Here is a 15,679-nt window from a genome sequence, read left to right on the forward strand (position 1 = left end):
GATGTCCGAGGCAGTCCAGACGGGGATGCCGGGCGGCGATGCCCGGCATCCCCGCCACCCCGCCACCGACCCACCCGTGCTGGTGGTCGACAACCTCGTGGTCGACCACCGCGACCGCGGCACCGGCGAGGTCTTCCGCGCCGTCGACCACGTGTCGCTGCGCATCGACGCCGGGGCCAGCGTCGCCGTCGTCGGCGAGTCCGGCTCCGGCAAGACCACCCTCGCGATGGCCGCGACGGGACTGGGGGTACGCGGCGACGGCGACATCCGGCTGCTCGGACACTCGCTGTCGGCGATCGGCCGGACCCAGCTGAGGCGACTGCGCCCCGAGGTGCAGGTGGTCTTCCAGGACCCGCACGGCTCACTCGACCCCCGCCAGTCCGTCCGCTCCGGCCTGCGTGAACTGCGCTCGCTGCAACCGCAGCGGACCGCCTGGACCGACGACACCGACCTGCTCGGTCGGGTCCGGCTCACCCCGGAGATCCTCGACCGGTACCCGCACCAGCTCTCCGGCGGCCAGGCGCAGCGGGTCTGCATCGCCCGCGCGCTGCTCATGCGCCCCCGGCTCATCGTCGCCGACGAACCGACCTCCGGCCTGGACGTCTCCGTCCAGGCCGACGTGCTGGCGCTGCTCCGGCAGATCCGCAGCAGCACCGGCGCGGCGCTGCTGATGATCAGCCACGACCTGGCCGTGGTCCGCTCGCTCTGCGACGTCGTGCACGTCATGTACCGCGGCCGGGTCGTCGAGGCGGGACCGTGCGAGACGGTCCTGGTCGCACCGGAGCACGAGTACACCCGCGAACTGCTCGCCGCGATGCCCGGCGCGCGCTGGAGGTCCCGCAGATGAAGGCCCGTACCGTCCGTCGGGTCGGCGGCCGGCTCGCGTCGCTGTTCGCGTCGCTGCTCATCGCGCTGAGCCTGGCGTTCGTGCTCGGTCGCCTCTCCGGCGACCCGACCGCGACCATCCTCGGCCCGATGGCACCGCCGGAACAGCGCGAGGCGCTGCGCCAGGAACTCGGCCTCGACCTGCCCCTGGTCGTGCAGTACCTGGATTACCTCAGGAGCGTCTTCACCGGCGACCTCGGCCAGTCGCTGCAGTTCTACCAGTCGAACACCTCGATGATCGCCGACCGGCTGCCGTTCACCCTGCAACTGGTCGGCGCCGGGATGGCCCTGGCGCTGCTGGTCGGCGTACCCCTGGGGGTGCTCGCGGCCACCCGGGAGGGCACCTGGTGGGACCGGGGCGCCTCGACCCTGGCCCTGCTCGGCCAGTCCGTGCCGGTCTTCTGGTTCGGCATGATGCTGGTGGTGCTCTTCGCCGTGAACCTCGGCTGGCTGCCCGCCGGTCAGTCCGGCAGCTGGCGGCACCTGGTGCTGCCCGCGCTTACCATGGCCGTCTACCCGATGGCGCACATCGCCCGGCTCACCCGGGCCTCGATGAGCGAGGCGCTGGCCGAGCCGTACGTCGACGCCGCGCGGGCCCGGGGCATCGCCAACCGGCAGGTGGTGTGGCGGCACGCCTTCAAGAACGCCATGATGCCGATCCTGACCATCGTCGTGCTGCAGACCGGCATCCTGCTCTCCGGTGCCGTCGCCGTCGAGTACGTCTACTCCTGGCCCGGCCTGGGACAGCTCGCCCTGCAGGCCATCCAGTTCCGGGACTTCCCGCTGGTGCAGGCGATCGTCGTCTTCGGCGCGCTGGTCTTCGTCGTGCTCAATCTGCTCGTCGACGTCATCCACTCGATCGTCGACCCGAGGGTGAGGTGACTTCAGTGAGCCAGCTGGAGCTCGATCCGGCCACCAGCGCCACGGCCGTGCCGCGCCAGGCCGCCCGGCGCCGGCGTACCTCGGTCTTCTGGTTGTCCCTGCCGTTGGTGGTCGTCGCCGTCGCGGCGTTCCTGCTGCCACTGACCGGACTGCTGCCGGAGGCCGGCCAGAACCTCGCCGCGACCCGGCAGCCGCCCGGCTTCCTGCCCGGGGGCAGCTGGGCGCACCCCCTCGGCACCGACAAACTCGGCCAGGACGTGCTCACCCAGCTCGTCTCGGCCGGCCGGCTGACCATCGTCATCGGCCTGGTCGGGGCGTTGGTGGCGATCGGCCCCGGCACCCTGCTCGGCGTGCTGGCCGGCTACTTCCGGGGCTGGGTCGACCAGGTCATCTCGATCCTCATCAACGCCCAACTGGCGCTGCCGTTCATCCTGGTCGCGCTCGCCATCATCGCCAACCGGGGCAGTTCGCTGCCGGTGCTCTTCCTGGTGCTGGCACTGACCGGCTGGGCGGTCTGCGCCCGGGTGACCCGCTCGGCCACCCTGGCCATCCGGGAGCGCCAGTTCGTCTTCGGGCTGCGCGCCGCCGGTGCCTCGGAGTCCCGGATCGTCTTCCGGCACGTGCTGCCCAACCTGGCCGGCACCGTGGTGGCCCTGGGCACCCTGCAGGTCGGTACGGCGATCCTGATCGAGAGCGCGCTGAGCTTCCTCGGCCTGGGCGTGGTGCCGCCGATGATCAGCTGGGGTTCGATGCTCGCCTCCGGCCAGGACGAGCTGAGTCAGGCCTGGTGGATCGCGTTCTTCCCCGGCCTGGCCATCACCGCGCTGGTGCTGCTGGTGAACCTGCTCGGCGACGCGCTGCTCACCCACCACGACCCGCGAAAGAGGCGACGTTGACCACGCTGCTGCGCATCTCCGGGCTCTCCGTGACCGCCCGGCTCGCCGCCGACGACCTGCGTCTGCTCGACGAGGTCGACCTGGAGATCCGCCGGGGCCAGATCGTCGGCGTGGTAGGCGAGTCCGGCAGCGGCAAGACCACCCTCGCCCGCTGCGTCGTCGGCCTGCTGGAGCGCAACGTGCGCGTCGAGCACGGCGCGGTCACCCTCGCCGGTGAGCAGGTGGTCGCCCCCGGCCTCGACCGCACCGACCGGGTCCGGGGCAGCGCCGTGGGCATGGTGTTCCAGGACGCCTCCCGGTCGCTGAACCCGCTGATGAAGGTCCGCACCCAGCTCGCCGAGGTGCTGCGCCGCCACGTGCCCGGCATCGACCGGGCCGAGGTGGAACGCCGCTCGGTGGAGGTGCTGGAGCAGATGCGGATCAGCGAGACCGCCCGGGTCCTGGGCAGCTACCCCCACCAGCTCTCCGGGGGACTGCGCCAGCGGGTCGCCATCGGGCTGGCCGTGGTCACCCGCCCCGCGCTGGTGATCGCCGACGAGTGCACCACCGCCCTGGACGTCACCACCCAGACCAAGGTGGTCGGCCTGTTCCGCACCCTGGTCGACGAACTCGGCATCGGTCTGCTCTTCGTCACCCACGACCTGATGCTCGCCAGCGACCTCTGCGACCGGATCGCGGTGATGAGCGCCGGCCGGGTCGTCGAACAGGGCGACACGCTGCGCGTGCTGGACAACCCACAGCAGGAGTACACCCGCGGACTGCTGGCCGCCATTCCCTCGTGGAGCTGAAGGAGAACCAGCCGGACATGCCTGACCCCACCGGAATCGACGCCTACGCGGCCTACCTGCCGGCGTACGCGCTCACCGACAACCGACTCGACCCGACCGGGCCACCCCGGGCCGGCGGGCCGAGCCGCAGCGTCGCCGCGTACGACGAGGACAGCATCACCATGGCCGTCGAGGCGCTGCGGCACCTCGCGGCCGGCACCCCCGCCGGCCGGCAACTGCTGCTGGCCACCTGCAGCGCCCCGTACGAGGGGAAGACCTCGGCAGGGGTGGTGCACGAGGCCCTCGGGCTCGACCCCGGGGTCGGCGCGGTGGACCTGCGCGGCCACCGGGCCGGCGCGACCGCGCTGGACCTGGTGCTGCGGGCCGGCGCGCTGGCCGGGCTGGCCGAGGTGCGCACCACCCGCCCCGGCGCCCCCGACGAGCTGGCCCAGGGTGACGCCGCCGCGGCCTTCGTCGGCGGCGGTACCGCCGCCGCCGCGCTGCTGGCCCGGGCCGGGCACACCGTCGAGCTGCTGGACCGCTGGCGGCTGCCCGGTGACCGGCACGACCGGGTCTGGGACGAGCGGTTCACCGCCGACGTCCTGGTCGCCGCCGGCCTCGACGCGGCCCGCCGGGCCCTGGCCGAGGCCGGGCTGGACGGCGTCGACCAGGTGGTCGTGTCGTCGTCGAACGCCCGCGCCGCGGCCACCCTGCGCCGCGCGCTCGGCGGTTCGGGCGACGACGCCAGCATCGAGCGGGCCACCGGATTCACCGGCGCGGCCCACCCGGGTCTGCTGCTGGCCGCCGCCCTCGACCAGGCCCGACCCGGCCAGACGATCCTGCTGCTGTCGGCCACCGAGGGCGCCGACGCGTTCGTCCTCGCCGTCGGTGACGCGGTCGCCGCGGCCCGCCGCGGGCCGTCGGTGCGCGCCCAACTCGCCGACCGGCGGCAGCTCGGCTACGGCCGGTACCTGCGCTGGCGGGGGCTGCTGGACGTGCAGGGCCCGGCCCGGCCGGCCGCCCCGGCACCGGCGTCCCCGCCGATGCACCGCCGCGCCGGCTGGAAGTACCGGCTGGAGGGCAGCGCCTGCGGCGTCTGCGGCGCGGTCACCACCCCACCGGGCCGGATCTGCGCGGCCTGCGGCGCCACCGGATCCGACGGGTCCGGCACGGTGTCGCTGCGCGACCGGACCGCCCGGGTGGTCTCGGTGACCCGCGACCACCTGACCACCATGCCGGAGCCGGAGGTGGCGATCGTGGTCGCCGACGTCGACGGCGGCGGCCGGCTCAGCGCGTACGCCACCGACGTGGTGCCCGCCGAGGTGACGGTGGGCCAGCCGATGACGCCGACCTTCCGGCGGCTGTGGACCACCGACGCGATCCACAACTACTTCTGGAAGCTGCGTCCCACCGAGGAGAGCACCGATGGCCAGTAGGCGAATGGCGCACGACGTCGCGATCGTGGCGATGGGCTGCACCCCGTTCCGGGACCACTGGCAGGCCTCGGCCGACGACCTGCTCGTCGACGCGGTACGGGAGTGCGTCGGGTCGTTGCCGGCGGTCAGCCTCGACGACGTCGACGCGTTCTGGGTGGGCACCCAGGGCTCGGGCATGTCCGGGCAGACCCTGGCACGTCCGCTGCGGCTGGTCGGCAAGCCGGTGACCCGGGTGGAGAACTACTGCGCCACCGGGTCGGAGGCGTTCCGCAACGCGGCGTTCGCGGTCGCCTCCGGGGCGTACGACATGGTGATGGCCACCGGGGTGGAGAAGCTGAAGGACTCCTCGTACTCCGGGTTGTCGGCGGTCTTCCCACCGGCCGACGGCACCGACGTCGACTGGACCGCCCCGGCCGGGTTCTCCCTGCTCGCCCCGGCCTACCAGCGGGCGTACGGGGTGGACGACCAGGGCATGCGCGCCGCGCTGACCCGGGTCGCGGTGAAGAACCACGCCAACGGCGCGTTGAACGGGCGGGCCCAGTTCCGCAAGGCGGTCACCGCCGAGGCCGTCGAACGGTCTCCCCGCATCGCCGGGCAACTCGGCGTCCTGGACTGTTCCGGGGTATCCGACGGCGCGGCGGCGGCCATCCTGGTCCGGGCCGAGGACGCCTACCGCTACACCGACCGGCCGGTCTTCCTCAAGGGCATGGGCTTCGTCGCCGGCTCCGGGGCCGGGCTGGCCACCGACGGCTACGACTTCACCACCTTCCCGGAGGTGGTCGCCGCCGCCGGGCAGGCCTACGAGCAGGCCGGCGTCACCGACCCGGCGACGCAGATCTCGCTGGCCGAGGTACACGACTGTTTCACCCCGACGGAGGTGGTACTCATGGAGGATCTCGGTTTCTCCGCACGCGGCCGGGCCTGGCAGGACATCCTGGACGGCCGGTACGACCTGGACGGCGCGCTGCCGGTCAACACCGACGGCGGCCTGAAGTCGTTCGGCCACCCGATCGGCGCGACCGGGCTGCGGATGATGTTCGAGTGCTTCACCCAGCTGCGCGGGGACGCCGGCGACCGGCAGGTGCCCGACGCGCGGCTGGCGCTGGCGCAGAACCTCGGCGGACAGCCGGGCTCCTGCGTGGCGTTCGTGGCGGTCCTGGGGAGCCAGCGGTGAGCGCCGCGGTACGCCTGGACGGCCGGGTCGCGCTGGTCACCGGCGCCGGCAACGGCATCGGCCGGGCGCACGCGCTGACCCTGGCGCGGCACGGCGCGGCGGTGGTGGTCAACGACCTCGGGGGAGCGGTCGACGGGTCGGGGTCCTCGCAGGGCGCGGCCGAGCGGGTCGTGGCCGAGATCCGGGCGGCCGGCGGCACCGCCGTGGCCTCGACCGACTCGGTGGCCACCGCCGAGGGCGGCGCGCGCCTGGTCGGGCGGGCCGTCGACGAGTTCGGCCGGATCGACGCGGTGATCCACAACGCGGGCATCCTGCGGGACCGCACGCTTGCCAAGCTGAGCGACGAGGACGTCCGCGCGGTGCTCGACGTGCACCTGGCCGGCGCGTTCCACGTGCTGCGGCCGGCCTGGCCGCACCTGGTCGCCCAGGGCTACGGCCGGATCGTGCTGACCAGCTCCTCGTCCGGGCTGTTCGGCAACTTCGGGCAGGCCAACTACGGTGCGGCCAAGGCCGGCCTGATCGGCCTGATGAACGTGCTCGCCCTGGAGGGGGCCCGCCGGGGCATCCTGGTCAACGCGATCGCGCCCACGGCGGCGACCCGGATGACCGAGAACCTGCTCGGTGAGCTGACCGACCGCTTCGACCCGCAGCACGTCGCGGCGGTGGCTACCTACCTCGCCGCCGAGCAGTGCCAGCTCAACCGGCACATCCTCACCGTCGGCGGCGGGCGGGTCGGGCGGATCTTCCTGGGCGTCACCCCCGGCTGGTACGGCGGTGAACAGCCGGCCTCGCCCGACGACATCCACGCCGCGATCGACGACATCTGCCGACTGGACGACTTCGTCGTCCCCGACAGCGGCGCCGACGAGGTCACCCTGATCCAGCGGGTCCTCTCCGGCGGCTCCGGACCCGCCGCCTGAGACGGCGGATCCCCGAGCCGCCGGATCTTCCGAGAAAGCGAGTCACCATGCCGGTCAGCGAAGTACACCACGTGGCCATGACCGTCTCCGACGTCGACCGCGCCGCGGAGTTCTACGAGAAGGCGCTGGGCTACCGCCGGACCCTGCGTACCGACGTCGGCGGACCCGGCATCGAGGTGTCGTTGGGGCTGCCCGCCGGCACCACCGGTCGGGTCCAGTACCTGCAGGGCCCGAGTCAGGTCGGCCAGCTCGAACTGATCGAGTGGAACGGCACCCCGCGGCGCACCGCCACCGGCGGGCACCTGGAGCTGGGCCCGTTCCTGCTCAGCTTCGCGGTGCCGGTGGAGGAGATGGACGAGCTGCACCAGCGGCTGGTCGACCTGGGGGCCGAGTGCCTGACCACGCCGAACCGGGTGCTGCTGGAGAACTACGGCCACATCACCGCGTTCGCCGCCCGGGACCTCGACGGCAACCTGCTGGAGTTCGTCTCGTTGCCGTCCCGCGAGGAGATCCGCGCCCAGCGGCGCGAGGGCGGCCGCTGATGGCCGGCAGCAACTTCACCGAGCACCTGCGCCGGCAGGCCCTGCGCCGCGCCGACCACCAGGCCCTGGTCGACGGGGCGGACCGCTGGACCTACGCCGAACTGGACGCCGACGTCGACCGGTACGCCGCGGCGCTACGCGAGGCGGGCGTGGCCACCGGTGACCTGGTCGGCGTGCTGGGGCGCAACACCGGCCGGTACGTCCTGGAGCTGCTGGCGCTGAGCCGCCTCGGCGCGGTCTCGGTGCCGCTGAACTGGCGGCTGCACGCCGCCGAGCAGGCGTACGTCGTCGAGCAGGCGGGCATCACCGGGCTGCTCTACGACGACGACTTCGCCGACGAGGCGGCCCATGTGGCCGGTGCCACCGGGCTGCGGCTGCTGGTCGCCAACGAGACCCGGGTGGTGGCCGACGCCCGGCGGCTGGCCGACCTGCTCGCCGCCCAACCGGCCGGGGTGCGGGTGCCCGACGTCGAGCGCGGACCCGCCGACCTGCACCGGCTGCTCTACACCTCGGGCACCACGGCCCGCCCCAAGGGCGTGATGCACACCTGCGGCAACCTCACCGCCAACCACCTCGCGCAGATCCTCGAACTGGAGCTGACCCCGGCCGACCGGATCCTGGTCTCCGCGCCGCTGTTCCACGTCAGCGGCCTGGAGGCGCCGGGGCTGGCGGTCTTCGTGGCGGGCGCGACGATGGTGCTCACCCCGACGTTCCAGCCGGCCGACATCGCCCGGATCGCCGACGCGGAACGGATCACCGGGATGGTGCTCGCCGCGCAGATCCTCTTCGGCCTGCTCGACCTGGCCGAGCCGCCGGAGTTGGCCACCCTGCGGTACCTGCTCTTCGCCGGGGTCGCGCCGAGCGTGCGGCAGCAGGTCAAGCGCCGGCTGCCGCACGTGCGCCTGGTCGACACCTTCGGCATGACCGAGCTGTGCAACGGCGTCTGCTACCTCGACGCCGCCCACGAGGAGTCCAAGTTGGGCGCGCTCGGCGCGCCGTTTCCCGGGGTGCACATCCGGATCGTCGACGAGGACTTCCAGCCGGTCGCCCCGGGCGTCGAGGGGGAGATCATCGTACGGGGGGAGAAGATCTCTCCCGGTTACTGGCGCGACGACGAGGCGAACCGGCGGACCCGGCGCGACGGCTGGTTCCGCACCGGCGACGTGGGGCGGATCGACGCCGACGGCTACCTGTGGTTCGTCGACCGGCGGACCGACCTGATCAAGTCCGGTGGGGAGAACGTCGCCAGCGCCGAGGTCGAGCGGGTCCTGGCCCAGCACCCCGACGTGGCCGAGGTCGCCGTGATCGGGGTGCCGGACCCGCGCTGGGACGAGGTGCCGAAGGCGTTCGTCATCCTGCGCGAGGGCGCGACCACCACCGCCGAACAGCTGCGCGAGCACTGCCGGGCCGCGCTGGCCCGCTACAAGGTGCCCAGGTACGTGCAACTGGTGGCCACGCTGCCGCGCAACGACTCCGGCAAGGTGCTCAAGAAGGCCCTGCGCGAGGAGCCGGTGGTGCCCCGGTGAGCACCGCGAACATCGCCGCCATGCTGGCCGGTAACGCGCTCCGTTTCGGCGACGACGACGCGCTGGTCTTCGAGGACCGCCGGTGGACCCACCGGCAGCTCGACGTCGACGTCAACGCGCTGGCCGCCGGCCTGTCCGTCGAGGGGGTACGCCGGGACAGCCGGGTGGCGATCGTGGCGAACAACGTCCCGGAGTTCCTCCTCCTCTCCCTGGCGCTGGCGAAGCTCGGCGCGGTCTTCGTACCGCTGAACTACCGGCTGACCGCGGGGGAGCTGGCGCAGCTGATCGGCCACGCCCGGGTCGAGGCGGTCGCCACCGTTCCGGAGTACGCCGAGCTGACCGACGCCGCCCTGACCCGGGCCGGCGTGGCGGGGGTACGCCGGTTCGCGCTGGAGCCGATCGGAGATCCGGTCGGTCGCCGGGGAGCCGGCGACGCGAGCTGGGTTGACCTGCGCTCGCTCGTCGCGGCCCACCGGGGCACCCGGGTCCCCGACGCCGAGCTGGACGACGGCGCGCTGCAACGGATCGTCTACACCTCCGGCACGACCAGCCTGCCCAAGGGGGTCCTGCTCACCCACGGCAACGTGAACATGAACATGCACGCCCAGGTCGTCGAGCTGGGGTTGCGCCCGAGCGACCGGATCCTCAACGTCGCGCCGCTGTACCACGTCGGCGGCACCGACCTGCCCGGCTACGGCATCTGGCACGTGGGCGGCTGCATGGTGCTGCAACGGCGGTTCGAGCCGGCGGCCGTCCGGCGGGTGATCGAGGCCGAGCGGATCACCGGGATGGTGCTGGCGGCGACGATGCTGGACATGGTCCGGCGGGCCACCGAGGTCGAGGCGGACCTCTCCTCGGTGCGGTGGGTCATCTACTCCCAGGTGACCTCGGCGTTGTTCGCCGTGGCGCGTGAGCTGTTCCCGCGGGCGCGACTGATCGAGGGCTACGGGCTCACCGAGACGTGCAGCGGGTTGACCTACCTGGACGCCGCGCACCAGGAGTCCAAGCAGGGCTCGGTGGGCATCCCGGTGCCGTGGGTGCAGGTCCGGGTGGTCGACCCGGACGGCCGCGACGTGCCGGTGGGCCAGGACGGCGAGGTGGTCGCCCGGGGCCCGAAGGTGAGCCCGGGGTACCTGGACGACCCGGCGGCCACCGCGGCGGCGTTCCGCGACGGCTGGTTCCACACCGGCGACGTGGGCCGGCTGGACGCCGACGGTTACCTGTACATCCGCGACCGGCTCAAGGACATGATCCGCAGCGGAGGGGAGAACATCTCCAGCGCCGAGATCGAGAACGTGCTGGCCGACCATCCGCTGGTGCTGGCCGCCGCGGTGGTGGGCGCGCCGGACCCGGTGTGGCAGGAGGTGCCGGTGGCGTTCGTGGTCGGCCGGCCGGGGCTGACGCCCGAGGACCTCATCGGGCACGCCCGGCGGCGGCTGGGTCGGTTCAAGGTCCCGAAGGAGGTCTACCTGGTACCGGAGTTCCCGACGAACCCGTCGGGCAAGGTGCTCAAGCGTTCCCTGCGTGAGCTGCGCGGCACGCTGCGGCCGGACTGGCGCTACGCCGGCAGCGCTGGCAGTGCCGGCGACGCCGGCAGCGGGGGCTGACCCCGCTACCGGCGGGCGGTGCCGGCGGGCGCTACCGGCGGGCGGTGCCGGTGGCGTGGCGCAGCAGGGCCAGGGCGTGCACCAGGGCGAAGCGGCGGGTGCCCCGGCCCAGGTCGTCCCACGGCTTCTTCCAGGTCATCCGCTGGGCGAGCTGCCAGGCGGTGACGCCGCCGGCGGCGGGGTCCGCCCCGGCGGTGCCGGCGTGAAGGTCCGCCCCGGCGGTGCCGGCGTGCAGGTCCGCCCCGGCGGTGCCGGCGCGCCGGTCCGGCCCGGCCGCGTCGTGGGCCAGCTGCCGTACCGTGTCGATCTCGTCGCGGTGGAACGCGGCGAGCCGCTCGGCGCGGCCGGCGGGGTCGCGGTAGGGGTACTGGTGGGCCGGGCAGGCGATGGCGGCGCCGAGGTCGCCGATGCGCGCCAGCGAGTCGAACAGGTCCCGCGCCGGGTCGTCGTCGGCGCGGCTGACGATGGCGAGCTGGGTCGGCCCCTCGGCCATCATGGTGTCGCCGGTGAAGACCAGCCCCCGGTCGTCGAGGTAGACGGTGTGTCCGTAGGTGTGCCCGGGGGTGGGCACCGCGTGGATGGTCACGTCGCCGAAGCGCAGCGCGGTGGCGTCGGTCAGGGCCAGGTCCAGCGGCAGGTTCTCGTGGTGTTCGGCGACCGCGACGGCGTCGGCGTACATCGCCTCGACGACCGCGCGGGGTGCGCCGGTCAGCTCCAGGGCGGCACGCAGCTGGTCGAGGAAGGGCCCCCGGGTACGGTGCATCGTGGCGAAGTCGTCGGCGGCACCCATCACGATCCGCGCCCCGGCCACCTCGCGCAGCCGGGCGGCCAGCCCCACGTGGTCGGGGTGGTTGTGGGTGAGCAGGACCGTCGTGATGGCCTCGACCCGGTGACCGAGGGCGGCCACCGACTCGCGCAGCGACGTCCAGCAGCTCGGGTGGTCGTAGCCGGCGTCCACGAGGACCAGCCCGTCGGCGGTGTCGATCAGGAAGACGGTCACGTAGCGTAGCGCGCTGCCGTGCAGCGGAACGGGGACCGCCCAGACCCCGTCGACCAGCTCGGTGGTGGCCGGTACCTGGCGGGCGCGGTAGCTGGCGGCGTGTGCGTCGCTCACGGGTATGGACATCGTCGGGCGGCTCCCTTACTGTGAGACATCAACATACCGGATGGTCGGAATCAAACTCAAGGAGTCCGATGAGCGAGGAGCGGACCGGCTTTCGGCTCTGGGCAGCTGCCGAGCCCGACCTGTGCGCGATCGTGACCGCCGACGACCGGCGGATCTCCTACGGGGAGCTGTTCGCCGAGGTGAACCGGATCTCGCACGGCCTGCGCGAGCACGCCGGCCTGCGTACCGGCGACACGGTGGCCGCGGTCATGACCAACAGTGCGGGACTGGTCGCGCTCTACCTCGCCGCCATGCAGTCGGGGCTCTACCTGGTGACGCTCAACTACCACCTCACCGAGCCCGAGGTCGCCTACATCCTGGCCGACAGCGGGGCGAAGGTGGTGGTCGGCTCCGAGCGGGTGGAACACGTCGTGGTCGCCGCCGCCGGGAGCACCGCCGCCGGGAGCACCGACGGCATCCAGGTCTTCGTCGACGGCACCCCCACCAGCGACCGGGCCCAGCCACTGTCGGCGCTCACCGCCGGGCAGCCCGCGACCAGCCCCGAACAGACCCCGGCCGGGTCGCTGATGATGTACACCTCCGGCACCACCGGTCGGCCCAAGGGCGTCAAGCGGCCGTTGAGCGGTGTCGACGCGGACACCGGCGCGCTCACCTACACCTGGCTGTTCCGGGAGTTCGGGATGGAGCGTCCGGCCTTCGCCTCCTGGCTGGTCTGCGCCCCGATGTACCACTCGGCAAACATCACCGGCGCGATGGGCGCGCTGCACGCCGGCGGCACGATGGTGCTGATGGACGGCTGGACCCCGGAGGGTTTCCTGCGGCGGGTGCAGGACCGGCGGGTCACCGGGACCAGCATGGTGCCGACGCACTTCTACCGGCTGCTGCAACTGCCCCCGCAGGTCCGCGAGAGCTACGACGTCTCCTCGCTGCGCTACGTGCTGCACGGTGCCGCGCCCTGCCCCCGCGAGGTCAAGCAGCGCATCCTGGACTGGTTCGGCCCGGTGGTCTACGAGTACTACGGCTCGACCGAGGTGGGCACCACGGTCGCGAGGCCCGAGCAGTGGCTGGCCCACCCGGGCACGGTCGGGCGGCCCGCCTCGATCTCGACCCTGAAGATCCTCGACGAGCTGGGCAACGAGGTGCCCGCCGGGCAGACCGGCATCGTGTACATGCGCCAGGGCGACGACCGGGTCGAGTACCACAACGACCCGGGCAAGACCGACGGCGCGCGGCGCGACGGGCTGATGACCGTCTGGGACGTCGGCCACGTCGACGCCGACGGGTTCCTCTACATCACCGGCCGGGCGGCCGAACTCATCCTGGTCGGCGGGGTCAACGTCTACCCGGCCGAGATCGAGGCGGCGCTGCTGGAGCACGAGTGGGTGGCCGACGCCGGCGTGGTCGGGGTACCCGATCCGGAGTTCGGCGAGGTGCCCCAGGCGCACCTGGTCCTCGGTGAGACCGCGCCCGGTGCCGACGCCGCCCTCGCCGAGCTGCGCCGGCACCTCGCCGACCGGCTGGCCAAACCGAAACGACCGGTGTCCTACGTGGTACGCGACGCGCTGCCCCGGGACCCCAACGGCAAGCTCTACAAGGCCCGGCTCACGCCCCGTACGCAGGTGTCCGCGTGACCGGCACGGTGCACGACCCGGTGGGAGGTGGGCATGGACTTCGCTGACAGCGACACCGATCTGGCGTTCCGGCGCGAGGTCGGCGACTGGCTCGACGAGGCGCTGCGCGACGTGCCCGACCAGGAGGACCTGTCGCAGGACGAGCGCGAGCACTACTCCCGGGTGTGGCAGGACCGGCTCTGCGCCGGCGGCTGGGCCGGGCTGTCCTGGCCGGTCGAGCACGGTGGCCGGGGACTGGACGCGCTGGCCCAGGCCATCTTCAACGAGGAGGCCGCGGTCCGCGGCGCGCCGTACCCGCTCAACGGGGTGGGCATGATGCTGGCCGGGCCGACGATCATCGCGCACGGCACCGACGAGCAGCAGGCCCGGCACCTGCCCGGCATCCTGCGCGGCGACGAGTACTGGTGTCAGGGCTTCAGCGAGCCCGGTTCCGGCTCCGATCTGGCCAGCCTGCGTACCGCCGCGACCCGGGTGGACGGTGGCTGGCGGATCAACGGCGCGAAGATCTGGACCTCCAACGCGCACAACGCCTCCCGGTGCCTGCTGCTGGCGCGCACCGACACCGACGCGCCGAAGCACCGGGGCATCACCTACTTCCTCGCGCCGATGGACGCCTTCACCGTCCGTCCACTGGTGATGATCAACGGGGACACCGAGTTCAACGAGATGTACCTCGACGACGTCTTCGTGCCCGACGCCGACGTGCTCGGCGGGGTGGGCAACGGCTGGACGGTCGCGCTGACCACGCTCGCCTTCGAACGCGGCAGCATGGCGCTGAACCTGTGGGTCTGGGCCCGTCAGGCGGTGGACCGGGTCGTCGACCTGGCCGTCGCCCGGGGGATGGCCGACGACAGCGCCTTCGTCGACACCGTCGGGGCGTTGCAGTGCGACGCCGAGGCGGTCCGGATCGGGTCGATGCGGATGCTTGGCGAGAGCCGGGCCGGTGGCGTACCGGGGCCGGAGACCTCGGCGCTCAAGAGCCTGTGGGCCGGGGTGGTGCAGAACGCCAACCGGCTCGCCGTGCAGCTCGACGAGGCCGGCGGGGTGCTGCTGGACGGTGCCGGGGCCGCGGCCCGGATGCACCGGTACCTGCGGGCCCGCGCCCACACCATCGAGGGCGGCACGGAGGAAGTCCAGAAGTCGATTCTCGCGGAGCGGGTGCTGCACCTGCCCCGCTCACGCTGAGCGGAGTGGCCGCATGCGCGCGACCTTCACTGACGAACAACAGGACATCGGCCGGACCGTACGGTCGCTGGCCGCGGCCGAGCCGGGTACGGCACGCGCCGCGCTGAACGACGGGTGGCAGGCCCCGGCCTGCGACGGGCCGTTGCTGCGCGACTTCGGGCTGCTCGGGGTGCCCGAGTCAGCCGGCGGCATCGGATCCGGCCTGATCGACCTGCTCGTCGCCGTCGAGGCGCTCGGCGCGCAACTGGTGGCGAGCCGGTTCCCGGCCCACGCCGCAGCCGTGCAGCTGCTCGTCGGTGCCGGTGGCACCGGGCCGGTGCCCGAGAAGGTGCTGGAGGGCCGTCGGGTGCTCACCACCGCCGTCGACGTGCCGGGTGCCGCCGGCTGGGCCGACCGGGTCAGCCCGGACCCGCTGGTGCGGACCCTGGTGCCGTACGCGGCGCAGGCCGACGGCTTCGCCGTGCTGGGCGCCGAGGGGGTCTGGACCGCCGGGTCGGCCGGGATCACCGCACGGCAGTCGGTCGACCCGTCGGTGCCGCTGTCGGAGGTCACCCTCACCGCACCCGCGCACGCCGACCCGGTGGGCGCCGGGGTGCGCCGGGCCGCCCTGGTGGTCGCCGCCGAGCTGTGCGGGGTGGCGCAGGGGGCGATCGACCTGGCCGCCGAGCAGGCCCGTACCCGGCAGCAGTTCGGTCGGGTGATCGGCTCGTTCCAGGGGGTCGCCTTCCAGCTCGCCGAGGCCCTCACCGCGCGCAAGGCCGCGTGGGACCTGACCCTCTACGCCGCCTGGGCGGTGGAGAACGACCGCCCGGACGCGGCGATCCAGGTGCACGCCGCGAAGGCGGCGGCGGGCCGGGCGGGGGTCTTCGCCGCCGAACGCTGCATCCAGGTGCACGGCGGGATGGGCATCACCATGGAGGCCGACCCGCACCTGTTCCTGCGCCGGGCCCTCGTGCTGGACGCCCGGTTCGCCGCCGGCTCCTGGCACCGGCGGCGTACCGGTGAACTGCGGATCCGGGATCGCCGGGCGGCATAGGGCCTGACCTGCGGAACTCTTGCAGGCCCGGCAGCAAACCAGTAACATACCGGCTGGTCGGAATAA

At 73.3% G+C, this 15,679-nt stretch carries 14 protein-coding genes; 13 read left to right on the plus strand and 1 reads right to left on the minus strand.

Annotation, left to right across the window (positions count from 1 at the left end):
* Position 1: 1 nt before the first annotated feature.
* The 10 genes from ACN28G_RS09820 to ACN28G_RS09865 are packed head-to-tail and all read left to right on the plus strand — an operon-like array spanning position 2 to position 10,635.
* Positions 2–847 carry an ATP-binding cassette domain-containing protein gene (locus ACN28G_RS09820; protein WP_217628811.1) on the plus strand — a complete coding sequence of 282 codons (846 nt, stop codon included), beginning with the start codon at positions 2–4 and terminating at the stop codon, positions 845–847.
* Positions 844–1,767, plus strand: a complete 924-nt coding sequence (locus ACN28G_RS09825) for an ABC transporter permease (protein WP_091437621.1) — start codon at positions 844–846, stop codon at positions 1,765–1,767. The genes ACN28G_RS09820 and ACN28G_RS09825 overlap by 4 nt, the downstream gene beginning before the upstream one ends.
* A 5-nt stretch (positions 1,768–1,772) precedes the next feature.
* The gene (locus ACN28G_RS09830) at positions 1,773–2,663 is read left to right on the plus strand and encodes an ABC transporter permease (protein ID WP_421478946.1); all 891 of its coding nucleotides are present in this window, start codon (positions 1,773–1,775) and stop codon (positions 2,661–2,663) included.
* Positions 2,660–3,451: an ABC transporter ATP-binding protein gene (locus tag ACN28G_RS09835; RefSeq protein WP_175440536.1), complete on the plus strand. Its 792-nt coding sequence runs from the start codon at positions 2,660–2,662 to the stop codon at positions 3,449–3,451. Before ACN28G_RS09830 ends, ACN28G_RS09835 begins: the two co-directional genes overlap by 4 nt.
* Positions 3,452–3,468: 17 nt before the next feature.
* Positions 3,469–4,866: a hydroxymethylglutaryl-CoA synthase gene (locus ACN28G_RS09840; protein ID WP_139135663.1), complete on the plus strand. Its 1,398-nt coding sequence runs from the start codon at positions 3,469–3,471 to the stop codon at positions 4,864–4,866.
* Positions 4,856–6,040, plus strand: coding sequence for an acetyl-CoA acetyltransferase (locus ACN28G_RS09845; protein WP_091437634.1), 1,185 nt, complete (start codon positions 4,856–4,858; stop codon positions 6,038–6,040). Before ACN28G_RS09840 ends, ACN28G_RS09845 begins: the two co-directional genes overlap by 11 nt.
* Positions 6,037–6,960 carry an SDR family NAD(P)-dependent oxidoreductase gene (locus tag ACN28G_RS09850; RefSeq protein ID WP_091437637.1) on the plus strand — a complete coding sequence of 308 codons (924 nt, stop codon included), beginning with the start codon at positions 6,037–6,039 and terminating at the stop codon, positions 6,958–6,960. The genes ACN28G_RS09845 and ACN28G_RS09850 overlap by 4 nt, the downstream gene beginning before the upstream one ends.
* A 47-nt stretch (positions 6,961–7,007) precedes the next feature.
* Positions 7,008–7,502, plus strand: a complete 495-nt coding sequence (locus tag ACN28G_RS09855; RefSeq protein WP_091437640.1) for a VOC family protein — start codon at positions 7,008–7,010, stop codon at positions 7,500–7,502.
* Positions 7,502–9,028, plus strand: a complete 1,527-nt coding sequence (locus ACN28G_RS09860; RefSeq protein WP_091437644.1) for a class I adenylate-forming enzyme family protein — start codon at positions 7,502–7,504, stop codon at positions 9,026–9,028. Before ACN28G_RS09855 ends, ACN28G_RS09860 begins: the two co-directional genes overlap by 1 nt.
* Positions 9,025–10,635, plus strand: a complete 1,611-nt coding sequence (locus tag ACN28G_RS09865) for a class I adenylate-forming enzyme family protein (RefSeq protein ID WP_421478947.1) — start codon at positions 9,025–9,027, stop codon at positions 10,633–10,635. Before ACN28G_RS09860 ends, ACN28G_RS09865 begins: the two co-directional genes overlap by 4 nt.
* 31 nt (positions 10,636–10,666) lie before the next feature.
* Here ACN28G_RS09865 and ACN28G_RS09870 read toward each other — a convergent pair whose 3' ends face one another.
* On the minus strand, positions 10,667–11,761 hold the full coding sequence (locus tag ACN28G_RS09870) for an MBL fold metallo-hydrolase (protein WP_091437651.1): 1,095 nt from the start codon (positions 11,759–11,761) through the stop codon (positions 10,667–10,669).
* 68 nt (positions 11,762–11,829) lie between these two features.
* On the opposite strand from ACN28G_RS09870, the gene ACN28G_RS09875 reads away from it, so the two are divergent.
* Genes ACN28G_RS09875 through ACN28G_RS09885 form a run of 3 tightly spaced genes read left to right on the plus strand, consistent with a single transcriptional unit; the run spans position 11,830 to position 15,613 of the window.
* On the plus strand, positions 11,830–13,392 hold the full coding sequence (locus ACN28G_RS09875; protein ID WP_091437655.1) for an AMP-binding protein: 1,563 nt from the start codon (positions 11,830–11,832) through the stop codon (positions 13,390–13,392).
* 33 nt (positions 13,393–13,425) lie between these two features.
* The gene (locus tag ACN28G_RS09880; protein ID WP_091437658.1) at positions 13,426–14,577 is read left to right on the plus strand and encodes an acyl-CoA dehydrogenase family protein; all 1,152 of its coding nucleotides are present in this window, start codon (positions 13,426–13,428) and stop codon (positions 14,575–14,577) included.
* Between the two features lie 13 nt (positions 14,578–14,590).
* Positions 14,591–15,613, plus strand: a complete 1,023-nt coding sequence (locus ACN28G_RS09885) for an acyl-CoA dehydrogenase family protein (RefSeq protein WP_421478948.1) — start codon at positions 14,591–14,593, stop codon at positions 15,611–15,613.
* Positions 15,614–15,679: the final 66 nt, after the last annotated feature.

The organism is Micromonospora sp. WMMA1923, from assembly GCF_049179195.1.
GTDB classification, from domain to species: domain Bacteria; phylum Actinomycetota; class Actinomycetes; order Mycobacteriales; family Micromonosporaceae; genus Micromonospora; species Micromonospora yangpuensis.